General features: G+C 69.5%; 19 protein-coding genes and 2 tRNA genes. 12 read left to right on the top strand and 9 right to left on the bottom strand.

Features of this window, described 5'->3' with window-relative positions; translation table 11 throughout:
* Window positions 1-67: 67 nt before the first annotated feature.
* Entirely contained in the window at window positions 68-1,492 is a 1,425-nt protein-coding gene (locus IE207_RS03555) for an amino acid permease (RefSeq protein WP_190182479.1), read from the bottom strand.
* Between the two features lie 79 nt (window positions 1,493-1,571).
* Window positions 1,572-2,969: an amino acid permease gene (locus IE207_RS03550; RefSeq protein ID WP_190182478.1), complete on the bottom strand. Its 1,398-nt coding sequence runs from the start codon at window positions 2,967-2,969 to the stop codon at window positions 1,572-1,574.
* Between the two features lie 287 nt (window positions 2,970-3,256).
* Between IE207_RS03550 and IE207_RS03545 the strand changes: the two genes are divergently transcribed.
* On the top strand, window positions 3,257-3,838 hold the full coding sequence (locus IE207_RS03545; RefSeq protein WP_190182477.1) for a biotin transporter BioY: 582 nt from the start codon (window positions 3,257-3,259) through the stop codon (window positions 3,836-3,838).
* A 77-nt stretch (window positions 3,839-3,915) separates the two neighbouring features.
* On the opposite strand, the gene IE207_RS03540 is transcribed toward IE207_RS03545, so the two are convergent.
* The gene (locus IE207_RS03540; protein WP_190182476.1) at window positions 3,916-5,358 is read right to left on the bottom strand and encodes an amino acid permease; all 1,443 of its coding nucleotides are present in this window, start codon (window positions 5,356-5,358) and stop codon (window positions 3,916-3,918) included.
* A 230-nt stretch (window positions 5,359-5,588) separates the two neighbouring features.
* On the opposite strand from IE207_RS03540, the gene IE207_RS03535 reads away from it, so the two are divergent.
* Both IE207_RS03535 and IE207_RS03530 read left to right on the top strand, forming a co-directional pair.
* Window positions 5,589-6,074 (top strand): ribose-5-phosphate isomerase, encoded by a 486-nt coding sequence (locus tag IE207_RS03535; protein ID WP_190182475.1) that lies wholly within the window; start codon window positions 5,589-5,591, stop codon window positions 6,072-6,074.
* A 208-nt stretch (window positions 6,075-6,282) separates the two neighbouring features.
* A complete protein-coding gene (locus IE207_RS03530; protein ID WP_190182474.1) occupies window positions 6,283-7,089 on the top strand; it encodes an Fpg/Nei family DNA glycosylase in 807 nt (268 codons plus the stop codon).
* 10 nt (window positions 7,090-7,099) lie between these two features.
* Here the strand turns inward: IE207_RS03530 and IE207_RS03525 are convergent, their stop codons facing one another.
* The gene (locus IE207_RS03525) at window positions 7,100-8,335 is read right to left on the bottom strand and encodes a GNAT family N-acetyltransferase (protein ID WP_190182473.1); all 1,236 of its coding nucleotides are present in this window, start codon (window positions 8,333-8,335) and stop codon (window positions 7,100-7,102) included.
* A 117-nt stretch (window positions 8,336-8,452) separates the two neighbouring features.
* Between IE207_RS03525 and IE207_RS03520 the strand changes: the two genes are divergently transcribed.
* From IE207_RS03520 to IE207_RS03510, 3 genes are all read left to right on the top strand, one after another.
* Complete coding sequence (locus IE207_RS03520) at window positions 8,453-9,595, top strand: PP2C family protein-serine/threonine phosphatase (RefSeq protein ID WP_190182472.1); 1,143 nt, start codon at window positions 8,453-8,455, stop codon at window positions 9,593-9,595.
* Window positions 9,596-9,814: 219 nt separating this feature from the next.
* Window positions 9,815-10,270: an HD domain-containing protein gene (locus IE207_RS03515; RefSeq protein ID WP_190182471.1), complete on the top strand. Its 456-nt coding sequence runs from the start codon at window positions 9,815-9,817 to the stop codon at window positions 10,268-10,270.
* A gap of 135 nt (window positions 10,271-10,405) precedes the next feature.
* On the top strand, window positions 10,406-10,600 hold the full coding sequence (locus tag IE207_RS03510) for a hypothetical protein (protein WP_136216973.1): 195 nt from the start codon (window positions 10,406-10,408) through the stop codon (window positions 10,598-10,600).
* Between the two features lie 529 nt (window positions 10,601-11,129).
* On the opposite strand, the gene IE207_RS03505 is transcribed toward IE207_RS03510, so the two are convergent.
* Both IE207_RS03505 and IE207_RS03500 read right to left on the bottom strand, forming a co-directional pair.
* Window positions 11,130-11,327 (bottom strand): hypothetical protein, encoded by a 198-nt coding sequence (locus IE207_RS03505; protein WP_190182470.1) that lies wholly within the window; start codon window positions 11,325-11,327, stop codon window positions 11,130-11,132.
* Between the two features lie 104 nt (window positions 11,328-11,431).
* Complete coding sequence (locus IE207_RS03500) at window positions 11,432-12,187, bottom strand: GntR family transcriptional regulator (RefSeq protein ID WP_190182469.1); 756 nt, start codon at window positions 12,185-12,187, stop codon at window positions 11,432-11,434.
* Window positions 12,188-12,255: 68 nt separating this feature from the next.
* Here IE207_RS03500 and IE207_RS03495 point away from each other — a divergent pair, with 68 nt between their 5' ends.
* Window positions 12,256-12,918 (top strand): hypothetical protein, encoded by a 663-nt coding sequence (locus IE207_RS03495; protein WP_190182468.1) that lies wholly within the window; start codon window positions 12,256-12,258, stop codon window positions 12,916-12,918.
* 784 nt (window positions 12,919-13,702) lie between these two features.
* Here IE207_RS03495 and IE207_RS03490 read toward each other — a convergent pair.
* Window positions 13,703-13,773 (bottom strand) — tRNA-Gly (locus tag IE207_RS03490).
* Between the two features lie 189 nt (window positions 13,774-13,962).
* On the opposite strand from IE207_RS03490, the gene IE207_RS03485 reads away from it, so the two are divergent.
* The 5 genes from IE207_RS03485 to clpX all read left to right on the top strand — a co-directional run bounded on the left by IE207_RS03485 (window position 13,963) and on the right by clpX (window position 18,703).
* Window positions 13,963-14,039, top strand: a tRNA-Pro gene (locus IE207_RS03485).
* 200 nt (window positions 14,040-14,239) lie between these two features.
* Window positions 14,240-15,634: a trigger factor gene (gene tig / locus IE207_RS03480; protein ID WP_190182467.1), complete on the top strand. Its 1,395-nt coding sequence runs from the start codon at window positions 14,240-14,242 to the stop codon at window positions 15,632-15,634.
* 288 nt (window positions 15,635-15,922) lie between these two features.
* A complete protein-coding gene (locus tag IE207_RS03475; RefSeq protein ID WP_136216948.1) occupies window positions 15,923-16,540 on the top strand; it encodes an ATP-dependent Clp protease proteolytic subunit in 618 nt (205 codons plus the stop codon).
* Window positions 16,541-16,587: 47 nt separating this feature from the next.
* The gene (locus tag IE207_RS03470) at window positions 16,588-17,262 is read left to right on the top strand and encodes an ATP-dependent Clp protease proteolytic subunit (protein ID WP_308433546.1); all 675 of its coding nucleotides are present in this window, start codon (window positions 16,588-16,590) and stop codon (window positions 17,260-17,262) included.
* Window positions 17,263-17,416: 154 nt separating this feature from the next.
* Window positions 17,417-18,703, top strand: a complete 1,287-nt coding sequence (gene clpX / locus IE207_RS03465) for an ATP-dependent Clp protease ATP-binding subunit ClpX (RefSeq protein WP_008738998.1) — start codon at window positions 17,417-17,419, stop codon at window positions 18,701-18,703.
* Window positions 18,704-18,768: 65 nt separating this feature from the next.
* Here clpX and IE207_RS03460 read toward each other — a convergent pair whose 3' ends face one another.
* Together IE207_RS03460 and IE207_RS03455 are read right to left on the bottom strand one after the other, a co-directional pair.
* A complete protein-coding gene (locus IE207_RS03460) occupies window positions 18,769-19,701 on the bottom strand; it encodes a hypothetical protein (protein WP_190182466.1) in 933 nt (310 codons plus the stop codon).
* A gap of 93 nt (window positions 19,702-19,794) precedes the next feature.
* Window positions 19,795-20,436 carry a hypothetical protein gene (locus tag IE207_RS03455; RefSeq protein ID WP_190182465.1) on the bottom strand — a complete coding sequence of 214 codons (642 nt, stop codon included), beginning with the start codon at window positions 20,434-20,436 and terminating at the stop codon, window positions 19,795-19,797.
* Window positions 20,437-20,515: the final 79 nt, after the last annotated feature.

The raw sequence follows: 20,515 nt of genomic DNA, 5'->3' as shown, positions 1-20,515 counted from the left end.
TCGGCGCCCACGACAAAGGCGCGCCCCGTGCCGTCGCACGGAACGCGCCTCGACCTGCGCGGGCCCCTCAGGCGGCCGCGGCCCGCCGTCCGCGTACCAGACCGGCCACCGCGAGGGCGGCCGTCAGCCCGGCCGTGAAGACGACCTGGACCCGGGTGTCCTCGCCCAGGGCCATCAGCACCAGCACCCCGGCGACCCCGGCGAGCGCCACCCACGTCAGGTACGGGAAGCCCCACATCCGCACGACCAGCTTCCCCGGCGCCTCCCGCTCCAGACGGCGGCGCAGCACCATCTGCGAGACGGCGATGAAGCCCCAGACGACGAGGATCACCCCGCCCACCATGTTCAGCAGCCAGGCGAAGAGGGTGTCCGGGTACCAGTACGACAGCAGCACGGTGACGAACCCGAAGCCGGAGGAGGCAAGCACCGCGCGGCGCGGCACGCCGCCGCTCACCTTCCCCAGCGCCTTCGGCCCCTGACCCCGGGTCACCAGGGAGTGGGCCATGCGCGAGGAGCCGTAGATGTTGGCGTTCATCGCGGACATCAGGGCGATCAGGATGACCACGTTCATGATCTGGCCGGCCGCCGGGATGCCCAGGTGGTCCAGGGCGGCGGCGTACGGGCCCTGCTCGACCACCGACGGGTCGTTCCACGGCAGCAGCGTGACGATGACCAGCATCGAGCCGACGTAGACGATCGCGATCCGCCACATGGTGGTCCGCACGGCCCGGGCCACGCCCTTGACCGGGTCCTCCGACTCGGCGGCCGCGATCGTCACCGTCTCCAGCCCGCCGTAGGCGACCACGGACGCGAGCAGCCCGACGAGCAGCCCGTCCACCCCCTCGGGCATGAAGCCGCCCTCGTGGACGAGGTGTGCGGCGCCGGGGGAGGCGGTCCCGGGCAGCAGCCCCAGGACGGCCAGCACCCCGAGGCCCAGGAACAGCGCGATCGCCCCGATCTTGAGGGCGGCGAACCAGAACTCGAACTCGCCGAAGTTCTTCACGGCGGTCAGGTTGCTGACGGTGAACACCACCATGAAGAGCAGCACCCACATCCATGACGGGCTGCCGGGGAACCAGCCCGTCATGATGTGCGCCGCGCCGATCCCCTCGATGGCGACGCCGACGCACAGCAGCGTCCAGAACATCCAGCCCGCCGTGAACCCGGCCCAGGGACCGATCGCGCGCTCCGCGTGTACGGAGAACGAGCCCGAGGCGGGGTTCGCGGCGGACATCTCGCCGAGCATCCGCATCACGCACATCACCAGCACCCCGGACACCGCGTACGCGAGCACGATCGAGGGGCCCGCGGCCGCGATGCCGGCGCCGGAGCCGACGAAGAGCCCGGCGCCGATGACCCCGCCGAGGGCGATCATCGACAGGTGGCGTTGCTTGAGGCCGCCGCCGAGGGCTGACCCGCTGCCGGCCCCGGGCGGCGCCTGCCGCTGCTCGGGCGGGGCGGTGGTGTTCTCGTCGGCGGTGCTCTGGCTCATGGCGCCATCTTGCCCACCGTCCGATAATCGGATGCCTCGCGTCCGGCATTCGGACAACGGGGTGGGCGGGAGGCTGCTTTCAGGCCCGGCGGGCCCGCAGTTCCCTGATGCCCGCGATCGCCAGGACCACCGCGGCCGCCCCGGAGGACCACAGCAGCTGCGGCCGCGCCGAATCGTCGAACAGCATCAGTACCAGCACGGCCGCCATGCCGAGCAGCGCCGCCCAGGTCAGGAACGGGAACCACCACATCGGCAGCGTCAGCCGCTCCGGCATCTCCCGCTCGATCCGCCCGCGCAGCCTCAGCTGCGAGACCGCGATCAGTGCCCACACGAACAGCAGCACCGCGCCGACCGCGTTGAGCATGTAGAGGAACACCGTGTCCGGCCACAGCAGGTTCAGCACCACCGACACGAAGCCGAACGCGACCGACGCGAACACCGCGCGGCGCGGCACCCCGCCCCGGGACACCTTGAGCAGCCCCTTGGGAGCCTCACCCCGCTCGGCGAGCGAGAAGACCATGCGGGAGGACCCGTAGAGATTGGCGTTCAGCGCGGACAGCAGCGCCACGAACACCACGATCTCCATGATCTGACCGGCCGACGGGATGCCGATGGAGTCCAGCACGGCCACGTACGGGCTCTGCCCCGGCTCCAGCGAGTCCCAGGGCAGCAGGGTCACGATCACCAGCATCGAGCCGACGTAGAAGAAGAGGATGCGCCACACCGCGCTGCGCACCGCGCGGGCGACGGAGCGGGCCGGGTCGTCGGACTCGGCGGCCGCGATGGTGACGACCTCCAGGCCGCCGAAGGCGAAGACGACCGCGAGCATGCCGGCGACCACCCCGCCGAACCCCTTCGGGAAGAACCCGCCGTGGCCCGTCAGGTTCTGCACGCCCACGGGATCGGTGTCGGGGAGCAGTCCGAAGACCGCCAGCGTCGCCAGGATCAGGAACAGCACGATGGCGGCGACCTTGAGCGCGGCGAACCAGAACTCGAACTCGCCGAAGTTCTTCACGGCGGTCAGGTTGGTGACCGTGAACACCACCATGAAGATCAGCACCCAGACCCACTGGTCGACCGAGGGCAGCCAGCCGTTGGCGATCTTCGCGGCGCCGGTCGCCTCAACGGCGAGCACCACGACGAGCAGGAACCAGTACAGCCACCCCGCCGAGAAGCCCGCCCAGCGCCCCAGCGCCTTCTCCGCGTAGACGGAGAACGAGCCGGACGCGGGCATCGCGGCCGACATCTCACCCAGCATCCGCATCACCAGCATCGCGAGGACGCCTGCGAGCAGGTACGAGCAGATGATGGCGGGTCCGGCGATGGAGATGCCGGCGCCGGAGCCGACGAAGAGCCCGGCGCCGATCACTCCGCCGAGGCCCAGCATGGTCAGGTGGCGCTGCTTGAGGCTGTGGCTCAGGGGTTCGGGGGAAAGCCCGTCCGCGGGGGCGGGCTTGTCGGTCAGGCGGTCGCGCATGAGGGTGGGCTCGTACTCTCGTTCGGCCTGGTGGCGATGGGGATTCGCGCAGATTGGAGGGACCCTACAGTCTCGCCGGAGGGCGTCCGTCTGCGCAAAACGGACGTGAAGTCTCTAGTAGGTCGTGATGGGGATCACTGCAACTCTGGTGTCGGGAAGGGTTTTTGTCCACTCCCCACCAAACCGGGCAGTACGGCTTGTCCCTGGCGGCGGTGGGGCGGCGACCGGCCCCGGACTAACGTCGATGATCGTCCCGTCATCCGATCACCCCCACGCGGAGTCCCCAGATGAGCACTGCTTCCGTCTCCTCCCGGCCCGGCGCCGTCCTCGCCGACCTGCTGCCCGCGAGCCGCGTCCGTGACATCGCGCTCGTCGTCGGCGGAGCCGCGCTCATGGGCGTCGCCGCCCAGATCTCGGTCAAGGTGCCGGGCCTGATCGTGCCGATCACCGCCCAGACCTTCGCCGCGCTGCTGGCCGGCGCCGCGCTCGGCGCGGGCCGCTCCTTCCTCTCCATGGCGCTGTACACGCTCGTCGGCATGGCCGGCGTGCCGTGGTTCGCGCACGGCGCCTCGGGCGCGGGTGGCGCCACCTTCGGCTACGTGCTCGGCATGCTGCTCGCCTCCACCGTCGTCGGCGCCCTCGCCCGGCGCGGCGCCGACCGATCCGTCCTGCGTACGGCGGGCACGATGGTGCTCGGCTCGGCCCTCGTCTACGCGGTGGGCGTCCCGTACCTGGCGCTGGCCACCGGGATGTCCTTCGGTGCGGCGGTCGCGGGCGGGCTGACCCCGTTCCTGATCGGCGACGCCGTCAAGGCGGCCCTGGCGATGGGCCTGCTGCCCACGACGTGGAAGCTCCTCGACCGCGGCTGAGCGGCCCGCGCGCGAAGCGGAGCAGCCCCGGACCACGAGCGTGGTCCGGGGCTGCTTCGTGGGGGAGTGCCCCGGGACTACGCGGGCGTGGCGGTCTTGGCGGCCTTGCGGCGCCGGTCGCGGACCACGCCGATCGCCAGGACGACCGCCGCGACCAGCAGCGACAGCATCACGGTCTGGCGGTTGTCCTTGTCGTAGACCATGTAGGCCAGGACGAAGGTGATCATCCCGGCGGTGATCCAGGTCAGACCCGGGAAGAGCCACATCTTGACGATGAGCTTGTCCGGCGCCTCGCGCTCCAGGATCCTGCGCATCCGCAGCTGGGTCAGGCAGATGACCAGCCACACGAAGAGCGCGATCGCACCCGAGGAGTTCAGCAGGAAGTCGAAGATCGTGTCCGGGAACGCGTAGTTGAAGTACACGGCGAGGAAGCCGAAGACCACGGAGCCCAGGATCGCGGCGGTCGGCACACCGTTCTTGCTGACCTTGGCGAACGCCTTCGGGGCGTCGCCGCGCTCGCCCAGCGAGAACGCCATGCGCGAAGCGGTGTACAGGCCCGAGTTCAGGCAGGACAGCACGGCCGTCAGGACGATCACGTTCATGATCTGACCGGCGTGCGCGATGCCGATCGAGTCGAGGGCGGCGACGTACGAGCCCTTGTCGACGATCGACTTGTCGTTCCACGGCAGCAGGGTCAGGACGATGAAGATCGAGCCGAGGTAGAAGACGCCGATGCGCCAGATCACCGAGTTGGTCGCCTTGGTGACCGCGCGGCGCGGGTCCTCGGACTCGCCGGCGGCCAGGGTGACGATCTCACTGCCCATGAAGGAGAAGACGACCATCAGCACACCGGTGAGGATCGAGCCCCAGCCGTTGGGCATGAACCCGCCGGCGTCCGTGAGGTGCGCGAAGCCCGCGCCCGGGTTGTCCGAGCCCGGCAGCACGCCGAAGACGGCGAGCATGCCGACGATCACGAACGCGCCGATGGCGACGACCTTGATGCCCGCGAACCAGAACTCGAACTCGCCGTACGAGGCGACCGAGCCGAGGTTGGTGACGGTCAGGACCGCCATCACGATCAGGGCCCAGCCCCACTGCGGGACGGCCGGTATCCAGCCTTCGAGGATCTTGGCGCCCGCGGTGGCCTCCACGGCCAGGACGACGACCCAGAAGAACCAGTACAGCCAGCCGATGGAGAAACCGGCCCAGCGGCCGAGCGCGCGGTCGGCGTACGCGGAGAAGGAGCCCGAGTTCGGGCTCGCGGCGGCCATCTCGCCGAGCATGCGCATCACGAAGACGACCATCGCGCCGACGAGTGCGTACGACACGAGGATGGCGGGACCGGTCTTGGCGATGCCGCCGCCGGAGCCGACGAAGAGTCCTGCTCCGATGACGCCGCCGATGGCGATCATGGACAGGTGGCGGTTCTTGAGACCGGCCTTCAGACCATCGGAGGGCTTGGCGTCGCCGGGGGTGCCGGAGGGGTCGCCTGCCTTCTGAAGGGTCGTCGTGGAGCTCATGGACGATTCCTTAGGTTCTCGGGTTGCGAGTCCCGGCATTGAAACCTGAGATGAACGTCAGACGGAAGACCTGGTTCCGGAAGGTTGCCCGGGGCTAAAGTCCGGGACCTTCGCCCCACCCCGTCCCGTCTGGGTTGTTGGGGATAATTTGAGCTTGCCGAGTGACCCATGCCACACCCGGCCCGGCACCCTCCAGCGGCAGTCCAGGGCGGCCGTGCCACACTCGGACCATGCGCGTGTACCTCGGATCTGACCATGCCGGCTTTGAGCTGAAGAACCACCTCGTGGACTGGCTCAAGAACAACGGCCACGAGCCCGTCGACTGCGGGCCCCACATCTACGACGCCGTCGACGACTACCCGCCGTTCTGCCTGCGCGCCGCGGAGAAGACCGCCGCGGACGCCGACGCCCTCGGCGTCGTCATCGGCGGCTCCGGCAACGGTGAGCAGATCGCCGCGAACAAGGTCAAGGGCGTCCGCGCCATCCTGGCCTGGAGCGTCGAGACCGCGAAGCTCGGCCGTGAGCACAACAACGCCAACGTGATCTCCGTCGGTGGCCGCATGCACACCCAGGACGAGGCCGTCAGCTTCATCGAGGCCTTCCTGGCGACCCCGTACTCCGGCGAGGAGCGCCACACCCGCCGCATCGACATGCTCACCGCCTACGAGACCACCGGCGAGCTCCCTCCGATCCCGGCCCACCACCCCCAGGGCTGATCCGCCCGATCCAGCCGTGCCGTGCCGTGCCGCCGGACGTCCGGCGGCACGGCAGGTTCCGACCGCTTCCCGCCGGTCTCCGGGCCCGTGCACCGCTTGCCCTGCGCGTCCGCCCGCCCGTGTGCGGGCCCGCCTTCCCGCTCGTCCGCCCGCCTTCCCGCCCGCCTTCCCGCCCGTCTTCCCGCTCGTCGCCGTGAGGAGCCCCGCCGTGCCCGAGGGGCATACGATCCACCGCCTCGCCCAGGACCACACCGCGCGCTTCGCCGGGCGCCCGGTACGGGTGAGCAGCCCCCAGGGCCGCTTCGCCGAGAGCGCCGCCCTGCTCGACGGGCGCACCCTGGAGAGCGCCGAGGCGCACGGCAAGCACCTCTTCCTGGAACTCGGCGACGCCTGGATCCACATCCACCTCGGCCTCTTCGGCAAGCTCGGCTTCGGCCCCGCGCCGGCCCCGCCCGCCACCGACACGGTCCGGCTGCGCCTGGCCAACGGGGACCACTGGGCCGATCTGCGCGGGCCGACCGCCTGCGCGCTGCTCGGCGAGGGGGAGAAGAAGGCGATACACGAGCGGCTCGGCCCCGACCCGCTGCGCCCGGACGACGACCCCGACCGGGCGTGGAAGCGGATCTCCCGCTCCCGTACGAGCGTCGCCGCGCTGCTCATGGACCAGAAGGTGATCGCGGGTGTCGGCAACGTCTACCGCGCCGAGGTGCTCTTCCGGCACGGCATCGACCCGTACCGGCTCGGCAAGGACCTGACGCGGGCGCAGTGGGACGCGATCTGGGCCGACCTGGTGGGCCTCATGCGCGAGGGCGTGCGGAACAACCGGATCGACACCGTCCGCGACGAGCACCTGCCCGAGGCGATGGGCCGCCCGCCCAGGGTCGACGACCACGGCGGCGAGGTGTACGTCTACCGCAGGGCGAACATGCCCTGCCACGTCTGCGGGGGCGAGATCCGCACCGCCGGCCTCGCCGCCCGCAACCTCTTCTGGTGCCCGCACTGCCAGATCCGCTAGGCCGGGCGTTTCAGAACCCGTGCGGCAGCCAGGGAGCCACGTCGCTGGCGAAGGCCCGTGAGGCCCGCGCGAGCGTGCCCGGGCGCAGCTCGCGCACGCGCCCGGCGCCGGCCAGCGAGGTCAGCGTGATCCCGCCCAGGTACGCCGAGCCCAGGTCCCGCACCGACAGCTCCAGGTCCACCGGGTCCGCGCTGCGCACGCAGGACGCCGTCCCCTCCGGCCCGACGCGCAGTCGCCACCGCCCCTCGTTCCACGGGCAGAACGCGTCCTCGACCTCCAGGACCACGTCCAGCGGCGTCCCGTACCTGCGCGCCTCCAGCGCCGCCCCGAGGTCCACCAGCCGCACGTACAGCGCGTCGCGCGGGTTCGGCCGGGACCGCCGTACGTCGCTCACCAGGTGCAGCACGGGATCGTCCGCCGGACGCCCCGTGGCCCGTACCGTCGAGGTCAGGTCGATCTCGCAGAGGTAGCGCCACAGCGCCGCGTACGCCGCCGGGTCCGGCGCGTCCAGATCCGACACCTCCACCGTCCCCGCCGCGCCCGTGGGCCCCCACTCGGGCTTCACCCGGTAGCGGGCGTACCCCGCCACCTGCCCGTCCGGCCCCTCGGCGACCACGCACGTGAGCGCGGAGGCGCCCGCGCGCAGCGACTCCGCGTCCAGCAGCCCCTGCCGCTCCCAGCCCGGCTGCCGGGCCGGCATCCCCGGCCGCCGCGCCACCAGGGCGGCGTAGACCCGCTCGCAGTCGGCCAGTGCCTTCTCCGGGTCCACGAGGCGCAGCCGGATCCCGTCCGTCCCCGGCGGCACGCAAAGCCGTACGCGAGCGGTGTCGATCTCCAGGGCCAGCCCGTAGGTACCGGTGCCGTAGCCGAAGCGCCCGTAGATCGCCGGCTCCGAGGCCGTCAGCACGGCGAGCGGTTCACCACCCGCCCGGATGTCGTCCAATTGGCGGCGCATCAGCGAAGTGAGCACTCCTCGCCGGCGGTGGGTCGGCGCGACGCCCACCATGGTGACCCCGGCGGCGGGCACCAGCAGCCCGCCCGGCACCGACAGCCGGAAGCTGAACGCGCCCGCCGAACCCACGCAGTCCTCGCCGTCCCACACGCCGAGCGAGCGCTCCAACTCCGCGAGGGACTTGTAGAGTTCACGCTCCTCGGGGGACTCGGGCACGCCACCGAACGCCAGTTCAAGGTGGTCGTACCAGACATCCCACTCATCAGCCTGCAATACCCGCGTCTCAAGAGCCATATGCGCATCCTTATCAGGGCAATCCCGTCCAGTCGAAGCGATTTCGACCTTCGGCGGGCCCCAGGTCCGGGGGTACCCCTGCGCACGCACAGCCATGATGGATAGGGTCCCGAAGCAATGGCCGGAGCACGTGTGGAGACGCTCATGGCCCGGACGCGCATGCTGTCGCACCGGGCCCGCACCGGGCTGCGCAAATCCGCGGTCGACTACTTCCGCGGTGACGCCTCCGACTGGCTCGCCTTCGGGGGCCTGCTCCTGACCGTGCCCGCGATCGCCTTCGGCACACTGATGATGCCCGTCTGGTTCTCCTCGTCGGCCCTCGTCCTGCCGATCGTGGCGGGCGGACTGCTGCTGCGGCCGGCCAGCCTGCTCGCCCTGTACGCCGCCTCCGCCGTCGCCCTGATCGTGGAGGCGCTCGTACTCGGCCCGTACACCGAAGGGCCCGCCCGGGTCACGCCCGGCACCGTGCTGGTGGTCGCGGCCTGCGGGTTCTTCGGGCTGGTCATCGCCCAGTTCCGCAGCCGGGTCGGTGTCCCGTGGCGGCGCGGCGGCACCATGCTGTTCGACCTGCGCGAACGGATCCGGGTGCAGAGCAAGCTGCCGTCCCTGCCGGCCGGGTGGCACCGGGAGATGGCGCTGCGGCCGGCCGGCGGCCAGTCCTTCTCCGGGGACTTCGTGGTGGCGGCCCGCACGAACGGCGGCCGGACCCTGGAGGTCGTCCTCACCGACGTCTCCGGCAAGGGCATGGAGGCCGGCTCCCGCGCCCTCCTCCTCTCGGGAGCCTTCGGCGGACTGCTCGGGGCCCTGCCCCCGCACGGCTTCCTGCCCGCCGCCAACGGCTACCTGCTGCGCCAGGACTGGGAGGAGGGCTTCGCCACCTCCATCCACCTCGTCCTGGACCTGGAGACCGGGGACTACGAACTCCTCTCCGCGGGCCACCTCCCCGCCCTCCAGCTCTCCGCGGGCACCGGCCGCTGGCGGGAGGTCTCCGGCGAGGGCCCGCTCCTCGGCGTCTACGACGGCACGGAATTCACCCCGGCCCGCGGGAACCTCCGCCGCGGGGACGTCCTGATGCTCTTCACGGACGGCCTGGTCGAAACCGCGGACCGCGACATCAGCGAGGGCATCGACCGCCTGACGGGCGAAGCCGACCGCTACGTCGCGGCCGGCTGGGACGGCGCGACCTGGCACCTCATCGAGAAGGTGGCCAAGGACGTCAACGACGACCGCGCCCTCCTCCTCATCCGCCGCTCCCCATAGCCCCCGGCCAATCCGGCCTCGCCGGCGTTTGCGGCGCAGCCGGGGCCGCCCGCGCCGAGACGCCGCACCCGGACCCGCACCCCCGGGGCCGGCCCGCCACCCCCGACGCCCATGCGGGAACCCCCGCCCTCCGCGCCGCGTTCTCCAACCGGCGCACCACCGAAGCCGATGCGCGCTCCGGGCCGCTCAGGCCCTTCGTACGGCAGCAAGGGAGCTCACATGACGGACCGGGCCCTGACCCTCCTCGAAGTGGAGGCCCTCGCCCGCTCGGCGCACGAGGGACAGACCGACAAGGCCGGCCGTCCCTACGCGGAGCACCTCGCCGCCGTCGCCGAGGGCGTCCGCCTGCGCGGCGGCACCCCCGAGCAGCAGGCCGCCGCCTGGCTCCACGACGCGATCGAGGACCACGCCCTCGCCCCCGATTGGCTCGAAACAGCCGCCCTCCCCGAGGGGGTCAAGTCCATGGTCCTCGCCCTCACCAAGATCCCGGGCGAGCCGGTCGAGGAGTACACGGCCCGCATCCTCGCCACCGAGGGCGCCCTGCTGGTCAAAGAGGCGGACCTGGCGCACAACGCCGACCCCGCCCGCCTCGCCGTCCTGGACGGCCCCACCCGCGACCGGCTGTCCGCGAAGTACACGTATGTCCGCTCCCTCCTCGGCCTGCCCACCCCTTGACCCCGCCCGGTGGCGGAAAACCCGCGATGGCGATTCGTCACGAGACGGATAGCCGGGCCCGGTTGGTGGGAGGATGGTCCATGTGGGGGCAAGCGCCCCAGGCCGACCAGGGGACGACCGAAGGTGTGATCAGTAGTGGCCATTTCGCTGTCAGTGGTGGTTCTGTTGGCGATCATTTTGGTGGTGCTGATCCGCGGCAGCCACATCAAGGCCGGCCCCGCGATCGTCGCGGTCCTCTTCGGCTTCTTCCTGGCATCCAGCTCCATCGCCCCGGACGTCAACCGCTTCCTGAACTCCCTGGCGGACACCATCGCCGGCATCAAGCTCTGACCCGGGGGGCGAACCCGCCCCGGGAACGACCAAGGGCCAGGCGGAGGAAACATCCTCTGACCTGGCCCTTGAGTCTTCAGAGCGGGTGACGGGAATCGAACCCGCGTAGCTAGTTTGGAAGATCGCGTATGTGGATGGCTGCTGAGCTGGCACCTTGCTGACCTGCGGGAAGGTGGACTCCTCACCCCGGTTCCCCGCAAGTCCCCGCTGGTTTTCGCTGGACCGGGCACGCCAGGGGCACGCTGACTGGGCCACCGCAGCCACCCTTCGCGCACACGTCTAACGGGCGAAGGACCAGACCAGCAAGATCACCACTAAGACACCAGCCCACAGAGGTATGCCGGTCTTCGTGAACCTTCCTCGGCTGTCCCTCGGCTGCGGCCGTCGACGCTTAGCCATCCACGCCCCCTCGCTGGCCCCCATGGGCCCCCGGCACACGGTGTCGAAGAAGTGCGGCGGGCAACAGGCGCATGGCGGTTGCAGCGGGGGCACTGCATGGCACAACGCCACATTCGACACATGAGGCGGGTTAGAACGGGTGGAACGTCTGGGCCTCGAAGCCAGGGAGGCGCTGGCGGCTGAACGTCACGTAGACCGGGCCGTAAGGCGTCTCCGTTTGGATGTTCTCCCACTGGTCCAACTCGTGGGTGCAGAACCTGCGGAGGAGCGCGTTCATCTGCTGAAACTCCTCGGGGCTCAATCTGCCCCCGTTTGCGCTGTCGTCCATGCCGGCACCGTATCTCGGCAGATTGGGCGCAGGAGTAGAGCTTGAGGATCACCGATCTTTCGCAGCAGAGCCGTTCCCTGTGACCGGCCCTTGCGTCGGCCGCGCTAGCGGCCCACAGGGATCTCGTAGACGATCTCGCACACTGCGGCGGGGATGACGATGTCCGCGGTCTCCACGGGCTGCCCCTGGTCGCTGTAGTACGTCCGCCGGATGTGGGTCACCAGAGCGGCCTTCTGGATCCCGAGGAGCGACGCCTCCTCGGCTGTCGCCTGCCGCGGTTCCGGCTGCTCCACAGCATGGCTGACGGTAATCCCGATCGCGGCCATCCGGTTCACGACGCCAACGCCGGCATGCGGTCCGCCCTCCGGCAGGACGACGAGCGTGCCCGCGGTGAGTTCGTACGGCTCCCAACTCGTCGACAGCTGCACCGGTCGACCATCAGCAAGGAACTCGTAGACCGTACGCACGCACAGCTCGCCCTCGGCGATCCCGAGCCGCGCCGCGATCCCGGCCGGCGCGGGCACCTTCGCCTCGGTCCGGCTCTCCCAGTTCCCCTGCTTGCCCAGGGCCTGCATGTCCGCGCGGAACGGGGAGCCGCTGAGCTGCTCGCGGGCCGAGGAGCGCACCACCCGGACGCGCTGACGAGACTCCGCGACGTACGTACCCGAGCCCGCGCGGCCTTCCAGCACACCTTGCGAAATCAGCAGTTCCTGCGCCCGGCGGACCACGTTCTCGCCGACACCGCACTCCTGGGCGATCTGGGCTCGTGAGGGGAGCCGGTCGCCAGGTGTCCACTCATGATCCGCGACCCGCTGTCGCAGTACGTCGGCGATGCGGAGATAAGGCGGCTGCTCAGGCATGTAGAAAATCTAGTCCACTAGCTCTAACCTAGTTAACTAGCTTTTGCGTCTTGGTTGGTGCCGGGGTGGTGGCCGTCTTCATTACCAGCAACCAAGCCGGTTCTGTCGCGCTTCTTCTAGTCGGTGCCGTTCTCCTGATCATGGCCATCAACGGGTCATCGCTCACTCGCGCTCGCTACCAGGACTATGAGCTGCTGATGGCACGTCGTAGGCATCCGATTGTCGCCAGCATCGAGCAGGACACGCCGCAGGATGCACGGCAAGCTCTACAGGTTTTGAGTGCCATTGATCCGAGATCCACTGATGACCCCTTGGTGGCACAGGTCTCCGCGGCTGTCTACGAGCGAGAGGTAGCCGATCGCCTTGCGAGGGTCTATCCCGAATCGCATCGTGTTGGTGGTGCTGGTGACCTTGGTATCGACGTACTCGTGCAGACACCAACTGCCCTGATTGGGGTGCAGGTCAAGGCAGGTCGAACCGTCTTGCAAACCTCTACGCTCCGCAGCGTCATTCATGCTGCTGCAGGAGCCCGTAACTCTCGGAGGGCTCCGATCGACGGTCTTCTTCTGGTCACGAACCGACCTCTGCCGCAGGATGTCTCTCGGCGGCTTAGGGAAGTGGCAAGTCCAGACCTACCGACGGCTGCCGTTCGGTGGGTGGACGATCAGGACGATGCGGTCCTCGAAGCGAAAGTTCAGGAACTCGTCTCACGCATCAGTCCATCCACGTGAAGTGGGTCTTCTGAACCTTCCGGGCCTCACGGTGCAGGCGGCGTCAGCCGCAGCAGGTCCTGCTGTCATCCCGTCTGCCGTCGTCCCACACGGAGTGGTAGCGGGGCAGTCGTCAGGGGCCCAGGTGGAGCGCCCCGCTGGACGAACGACCTGGGCCCCTGACGACTGCCCCGCTACGGCTTGCCCTGGGACGATGGCAGACCGGATGACAGCCCCCACCCCAAACCACGGCGCAGCCGCGGCCGCCCGACGTGCCCCCGCATCCCAGAGTCAGAGCGCCCCCGCCGGAGGCATCGCCTTGAGGGACGGTTCACCGATCAGGCCGGGCTCCCATCAAGTCCTTAGCCATTAGCGCGCGGACGGCGGCCGGGCTGGAGCGGGGCGGAGACAGGAGCGCAGGCCCGGGTGACGGGCCGCGCGCGCCGCGCGTGCGCGGCGGGTGCCTTGACCGGCTATGGCACAAGGCGTGTCGCGAGGCTGGGATCAAGGGGCTTCATTTCCATGATCTTCGGCACACGGGCAACACCCTGGCCGCGTTCACGGGAGCCAGCACGCGGGAGCTGATGGCGCGGATGGGCCACAGCACCGCCCGCGCTGATCTACCAGCACGCCAGTGCGGACCGGGACCGGCTGATCGCCGACGCACTGAGCGGGCTCGTGGAGAGGGGCAGGAAAGACACGGACGAGCGCAAGGGGCACGCGGGGGACGGCTGATCACAGCCCCCGGGAACGACTCAGGGCCAGGCGGAGGAAATGTCCTCTGGCCTGGCCCTGAACTGTAGAGAGCGGGTGACGGGAATCGAACCCGCGTAGCTAGTTTGGAAGACTAGGGCTCTACCATTGAGCTACACCCGCAACGCCTGCGCCGCAGGTCCGGGGACCGCGGCACGGACAGAATACTAGCGGGTCGGGCGGGGGGATCGCACACCGCATTTCGTTCCGGCGTCGTGGTCGACTCCGCAGGAGGGGCGGGCGCGGGGCGAGGTCCGTGGGAAACCGGCGTGTCGGACCGTCTTCGGGCATGTACCCTACGTGTCGCACCGACGGGGTGTGGCGCAGCTTGGTAGCGCGTCCGCTTTGGGAGCGGAAGGTCGTCGGTTCGAATCCGGCCACCCCGACCAGTAGCACCTTCTCCACACGCAGTGTCCCCGGGCACGCCCGCCGGTGATCGCCCCGGTGATCGCGTTGTGGGCTGATTGCCGCTTGCGGTTACTATGCAAGCTGCGTGCCCGTGTGTCTGATGCCGGGCCGAATCCGCTGAACCGCTGAATCGCAGCGTGACGGCAGAACCCCCAGCAGTCAGCCACAAGGAGACCGAACCGTGAAGAGCGCCGTGGAGACCCTGAACCCGACTCGGGTTCGGCTCACTGTTGAGGTGCCCTTCGAGGAGCTCAAGGACAGCCTCGACGCGGCCTACAAGAAGATCAACCAGCAGGTCACGGTGAAGGGCTTCCGCAAGGGCAAGATCCCGGCCCGCGTCATCGACCAGCGCTTCGGCCGCGGTGCGGTGCTGGAGGAGGCCGTCAACGACGCCCTCCCGAAGTTCTACACCGAGGCCGTCAACGAGGCCGACCTGAACCCGCTGGGCCAGCCCGAGGTCGACATCACGGAGCTGAAGGACGGCGAGCTGCTGGCCTTCACCGCCGAGGTGGACGTCCGCCCCGAGATCGAGATCCCGGACTACTCCGGCATCGAGGTCACCGTGGACGCCGTCGAGGTCACCGACGAGGACGTCGAGAAGTCGGTCGAGCAGCTGCGCGGCCGTTTCGCGTCCACCAAGGACGTCGAGCGCGCCGCCCAGGACGGCGACGTCGTCACCATCGACCTGGAGGCCAAGGTCGAGGGCGAGGTGCTGGAGGACGGTGTCGCCCAGGACGTCTCCTACACCATCGGCTCGGGCGAGCTCCTCGACGGCATCGACGAGGCCGTCAAGGGCCTGGAGGCCGGTGGCGAGGCCACCTTCACCTCCCAGCTCAAGGGCGGCTCCGCCGAGGGCAAGGACGCCGAGGTCACCGTCAAGGTCACCAAGGTCTCCGCTCGCGAGCTGCCGGAGCTGGACGACGAGTTCGCGCAGATGGCGAGCGAGTTCGACACCCTCGAAGAGCTCAAGGCGGACAGCCGCAAGCGCCTCGAGAACATGAAGCAGTACGACCAGGCCACCCAGGCCCAGGAGCGCGTCCTGGAGAAGTTCCTGGAGCTCGCGGAGATCCCCGTCCCCGAGAAGCTGCTCGCGGACGAGGTCCAGACCCGCAAGCACAACCTGGAGCACCACCAGCTCGGCCAGATGGGCCTGAACCTGGAGAAGTTCCTGGAGATCCAGGGCAAGACGGCCGAGGAGTTCGACGCCGAGACCGCCGAGCAGGCCGTCAAGGGCATCAAGACCCAGTTCCTGCTGGACGCCCTGGTCAACAAGGAGAAGCTGGGCGTCAACCAGGAGGAGCTCACCGAGCACCTCATGCGCCGCGCGCAGTCCTCCGGCATGTCCCCCGACCAGTTCGCCCAGGCGGTCGTCGAGGGCGGCCAGGTCCCGATGCTGGTCGGCGAGGTCGCCCGCGGCAAGGCCCTCGCGGTCGTCGTCGAGGCCGCCAAGGTCCTCGACACCAACGGTGAGGTCGTCGACCTCTCCGACGACGAGGACGAGGTCGAGACGGCCGCCGAGACGGTCGAGGCGGCCGTGGAGGCCGACGCCGAGACCGAGGGCGACGAGGCCAAGTAACACCCCCGGGCGGGCCTCGCGCCCCGCCCACCCGGCAGTGCCCCGAAGGGCCCGGACGCGGCTGCGTCCGGGCCCTTCGCCGTACGGTGGGAAAGGGCTCCGGACCTTGCGCTCCGAGCGAACAGTTCGGGAAGCGGGATGGCGTTGTCCGACCTGCGCGTTAGGGTCCATGAATACGAGGGCACGGGATTACCCGACGCCGGCGGACATCGTCCGCACCGGCTGGTCCGCGCCCCAGAACGAGACGCTGAGACGGCATGTGGCCGTCGGAGACGAGCAGGTGGATACGTGACGAATCTGAAGCCTTACGCCGCGGGTGAGCCGTCCATCGGTGGTGGCCTCGGCGACCATGTCTACAACCGGCTGCTCAGCGAGCGCATCATCTTCCTCGGCCAGCAGGTCGACGACGACATCGCCAACAAGATCACCGCGCAGCTCCTGCTCCTGGCCGCCGAGCCGGAGAAGGACATCTACCTGTACATCAACAGCCCCGGCGGCTCGGTGACGGCCGGCATGGCGGTCTACGACACCATGCAGTACATCAAGAACGACATCGTCACCATCGGCATGGGCATGGCGGCCTCCATGGGCCAGTTCCTGCTCACCGGCGGTACGGCCGGCAAGCGCTTCGCGCTCCCGAACACCGACATCCTGATGCACCAGGGCTCCGCCGGCATCGGCGGCACCGCTTCTGACATCAAGATCCAGGCCCAGTACCTGCTGCGCACCAAGCAGCGGATGGCCGAGATCACCGCTCACCACTCCGGCCAGACCGTGGAGGCCATCATCCGCGACGGCGACCGCGACCGCTGGTTCACGGCGGAGGAGGCCAAGGAGTACGGCCTCATCGACGAGATCATCTCCGCCGCGTCCCTGGTCCCCGGCGGTGGCGGCACCGGGGCCTGATCCCGGCACCGCACCAGGCAAGCCTCAGCCCGCAGAACGCCACCAGGATGGTGAACACCCAGATGCACATGAACAACCTCTCTCCCGCGAGCGGCCTCTACACCGGCGCTCAGGTGGACAACCGGTACGTGATCCCGCGCTTCGTCGAGCGCACCTCGCAGGGTGTGCGCGAGTACGACCCGTACGCGAAGCTCTTCGAGGAGCGCATCATCTTCCTCGGCGTGCAGATTGACGACGCGTCCGCCAACGACGTCATGGCGCAGCTGCTGTGCCTGGAGTCGATGGACCCCGACCGCGACATCTCCATCTACATCAACAGCCCCGGCGGCTCCTTCACCGCGCTGACGGCGATCTACGACACGATGCAGTTCGTGAAGCCGGACATCTCGACGGTCTGCATGGGCCAGGCGGCCTCCGCCGCCGCCGTGCTGCTCGCCGCGGGTACCCCCGGCAAGCGTCTGGCCCTGCCGAACGCCCGTGTCCTGATCCACCAGCCGTCCGGCGGCACCGGCCGCGAGCAGCTCTCCGACCTGGAGATCGCGGCCAACGAGATCCTGCGCATGCGCGACCAGCTGGAGACGATGCTGGCCAAGCACTCGACCACGCCGATCGAGAAGATCCGCGACGACATCGAGCGCGACAAGATCCTCACTGCCGAGGACGCACTGGCGTACGGCCTGATCGACCAGGTCGTCTCCACCCGCAAGAGCACCGCGGTCTGATCCTTGCCGCCAGTTGGCGTGGCCACCCCGTCGCATTTCGGCGATGTGAACCACGTCAAGGGGGCCCCGTTCGGGGCCCCCGGCAAGGTACCGTCGGATATGAGGCACCAGGAGCGCTGAACCAGGCGTCTCCCAGGCGAAGGGGAAGCACCTCGTGGCACGCATCGGTGACGGCGGCGATCTGCTCAAGTGCTCGTTCTGCGGAAAGAGCCAGAAGCAGGTGAAGAAGCTCATTGCAGGACCCGGTGTCTACATCTGCGACGAGTGCATCGACCTCTGCAACGAGATCATCGAAGAGGAACTCGCGGAGACTTCCGAGGTCCGGTGGGAGGAACTCCCCAAGCCGCGCGAGATCTACGAGTTCCTGGAGAGCTACGTCGTCGGCCAGGAGCCGGCGAAGAAGGCGCTCTCCGTAGCGGTCTACAACCACTACAAGCGGGTCCAGGCCGGCGAGAACGGCGGCGCGCAGGGCCGGGACGACGCGATCGAACTCGCGAAGTCCAACATCCTGCTGCTCGGCCCCACCGGCTCCGGCAAGACCCTGTTGGCCCAGACACTGGCCCGCATGCTCAACGTCCCGTTCGCCATCGCCGACGCGACGGCGCTGACGGAGGCCGGGTACGTCGGCGAGGACGTCGAGAACATCCTGCTCAAGCTGATCCAGGCGGCCGACTACGACGTCAAGAAGGCCGAGACCGGGATCATCTACATCGACGAGATCGACAAGGTCGCCCGCAAGAGCGAGAACCCGTCGATCACGCGTGATGTGAGCGGCGAGGGCGTCCAGCAGGCGCTCCTCAAGATCCTGGAGGGCACGACGGCCTCGGTTCCGCCGCAGGGCGGCCGCAAGCACCCGCACCAGGAGTTCATCCAGATCGACACGACGAACGTGCTCTTCATCGTGGGCGGCGCCTTCGCCGGCCTGGAGAAGATCATCGAGTCGCGTGCGGGCGCCAAGGGCATCGGCTTCGCGGCGACCATCCGCTCGAAGCGGGAGATCGAGGCGAGCAACCAGTTCCAGGAGGTCATGCCGGAGGACCTGGTGAAGTTCGGGATGATCCCCGAGTTCATCGGCCGCCTCCCCGTGATCACCTCGGTCCACAACCTGGACCGGGAGGCGCTGCTCCAGATCCTCATCGAGCCGCGCAACGCGCTGGTGAAGCAGTACCAGCGGCTGTTCGAACTCGACGGCGTCGAGCTGGACTTCGAGCGCGAGGCGCTGGAGGCCATCGCGGACCAGGCGATCCTGCGCCAGACGGGCGCGCGCGGCCTGCGTGCCATCATGGAAGAGGTCCTGATGTCGGTGATGTACGAGGTCCCGTCCCGCAAGGACGTGGCCCGCGTGGTCATCACCGCCGATGTGGTCCGCTCCAACGTCAACCCGACGCTGGTCCCCCGCATCGTCCCGAAGGACCAGGGCCCGCAGGAGAAGTCGGCCTAGCCGCAACGGACATACGCGAAGGGGCGCCCCGGAGAACCGGGGCGCCCCTTCGCGCTGGGGCCGGGTCAGACCTTGGTGCGCGAGGTGTTGTAGAGCTTGGCCGCCAGCTTGGAGACCTCGTCCTGGGTGCCCTGGCTGCCGCCGGTCAGGATCGTGGTCTGGTCCATGTGGTTCACCGCGACCAGGGCGGAGTGGTCGCTCCACGCGCAGGTGGGGACCACGAGTGCGCTGGGCTCCCCGGGCTTGGTGGGCTTCGACGTCGTCATCTTGACGTCGACGCACTTCATGATCGCGCCCTTGAACCCGTCCGGCGTGAACGCCTTGGGGGAACCGACCTTTTCGTATTTCAGGCCGAGCTTGTCGGTCTCCGGGTTGGGCGCGCCGATGGTGCCGAAGTAGGCGTCGAGAGCCCGCTCCGGATCGTCGATCTGGCCCCAGAAGCCGCTCGCGGTCATCTGCTTGGCCTTGCCCTTGACGCCGTTGAGGTACTGCTGGGCCGCCTGGTGCGCGTCCTTGACGCCGATGGACTCCGCCTTGGTCTTCTGTTCCGCTGTCAGGGGTTTGTCGCCGTTCGAGGTGCCGAGCGCGTCCGGGTTCTTCACGTACGCGTCCACCGACGCCGGGAAGGTCAGCTTGTAGCCCTTCGTGTCCGCCGCCACCGCGCCCGAGGCGCCGCCGCCCTTGGTGAAGTACCAGCCGGCGCCGGCGATCACGCCGAGGATGACCACCACCGCGATCACCGCGCCCGCCTTGGACTTCTTCGGCGGCTGCTGCGGGGGCATCCCGCCGTACGGGGCCGCCTGCTGGTAGCCGTACGGCGGTGCCGGGGGCTGCTGGGGGTAGCCCGGCTGCTGGGGGTAGCCAGGCGGCGGGGGCTGCTGCGGGTAGCCGTAGCCGGGCTGGGGGGCGGGCTGTCCGCCGTAGGGGCCCGGCTGCTGGCCGTACGGTCCCGGCTGCTGCGGCTGCTGACCGTACGGTCCCGGCTGGTTGTAACTCATGACCCGCGTCCCCCTTTAGGAACTTCTTATGTTGGTCATATCTTGGCCGAAGTCCCCGCAGGTCCGGGCTCCGGGGCCCCATGCGTTACCGAACTACGACGCCCGGACCTCCATGACGCCCCGCAGCGCCCGGGTCCGTTCCGCGAGCGCGGCGAGCGTCACCGGCTCGTTCTCCACCGGGACGGTCACCGTCACCAGCGAGCTGTGGTCCGCCCACATGCACACCGGGAGCTCACCGGCATCGACGTGGACCGTGCCGCACGACATGGCGGCGCCCTCCGGCGTCCCGGCCGGCTCCGTGACCGCGTCCACCGTCCCCATCTCGTGGAGGCCGCGGACCAGTACCGAGCCCGGATCCCTGTCGGCGAACCGGCCGGCCGCCCCGCTGACCACCAGCCGCGCGGTGCCCGACGCGTCGGCGTAGACCACGGCGACCGGCTCGGTGCCCGGCTTCCGCGGGCTCTGGCCCAGCTTGATCGCGTCCACGCGCGGCCCGGAGTCCTGGAGCGTCAGGCCCTGGAAGGAGGCGGGCGGCGTCAGCCGGTACCGTCCGGCGTCGGACGGGCCGCCGTCGAGGACCGCGGTCACGGCCGCCCTTCCGGCGACCACGCCCACGACGGCCCCCAGCGCCACCCCGACCTTCACGAGCACGCGCTTCTTCGGCGGGACGTTGGGGGCGGACGCGTAGGGATGTACCGGAGGCGCCGCGGCGGGCTGCCCGGTGATCTCGTTCATGCGCACAGTCAGACCGATCGGTCATGCCCCGGTCAAGGCGAGCCGGAGGGCGGAACGGATTCGTAACCGGGGTGGGGCC

Source organism: Streptomyces cirratus (assembly GCF_014650775.1).
GTDB classification, from domain to species: Bacteria; Actinomycetota; Actinomycetes; order Streptomycetales; family Streptomycetaceae; genus Streptomyces; species Streptomyces cirratus.
The sequence above is the reverse complement of the archived record's forward strand: the minus strand, read 5'-3'. Positions and strand labels throughout refer to the sequence as shown.

Excerpts from the sequence above, each read along its gene's own strand:
- IE207_RS03555 (WP_190182479.1), bottom strand. The coding sequence starts at position 1,492 with ATGAGCCAGAGCACCGCCGACGAGAACACCACCGCCCCGCCCGAGCAG.
- IE207_RS03550 (WP_190182478.1), bottom strand. The coding sequence starts at position 2,969 with ATGCGCGACCGCCTGACCGACAAGCCCGCCCCCGCGGACGGGCTTTCC.
- IE207_RS03545 (WP_190182477.1), top strand. The coding sequence starts at position 3,257 with ATGAGCACTGCTTCCGTCTCCTCCCGGCCCGGCGCCGTCCTCGCCGAC.
- IE207_RS03540 (WP_190182476.1), bottom strand. The coding sequence starts at position 5,358 with ATGAGCTCCACGACGACCCTTCAGAAGGCAGGCGACCCCTCCGGCACC.
- IE207_RS03535 (WP_190182475.1), top strand. The coding sequence starts at position 5,589 with ATGCGCGTGTACCTCGGATCTGACCATGCCGGCTTTGAGCTGAAGAAC.
- IE207_RS03525 (WP_190182473.1), bottom strand. The coding sequence starts at position 8,335 with ATGGCTCTTGAGACGCGGGTATTGCAGGCTGATGAGTGGGATGTCTGG.
- IE207_RS03520 (WP_190182472.1), top strand. The coding sequence starts at position 8,453 with ATGGCCGGAGCACGTGTGGAGACGCTCATGGCCCGGACGCGCATGCTG.
- IE207_RS03515 (WP_190182471.1), top strand. The coding sequence starts at position 9,815 with ATGACGGACCGGGCCCTGACCCTCCTCGAAGTGGAGGCCCTCGCCCGC.
- IE207_RS03505 (WP_190182470.1), bottom strand. The coding sequence starts at position 11,327 with ATGGACGACAGCGCAAACGGGGGCAGATTGAGCCCCGAGGAGTTTCAG.
- IE207_RS03500 (WP_190182469.1), bottom strand. The coding sequence starts at position 12,187 with ATGCCTGAGCAGCCGCCTTATCTCCGCATCGCCGACGTACTGCGACAG.
- IE207_RS03470 (WP_308433546.1), top strand. The coding sequence starts at position 16,588 with ATGGTGAACACCCAGATGCACATGAACAACCTCTCTCCCGCGAGCGGC.
- IE207_RS03460 (WP_190182466.1), bottom strand. The coding sequence starts at position 19,701 with ATGAGTTACAACCAGCCGGGACCGTACGGTCAGCAGCCGCAGCAGCCG.
- IE207_RS03455 (WP_190182465.1), bottom strand. The coding sequence starts at position 20,436 with ATGAACGAGATCACCGGGCAGCCCGCCGCGGCGCCTCCGGTACATCCC.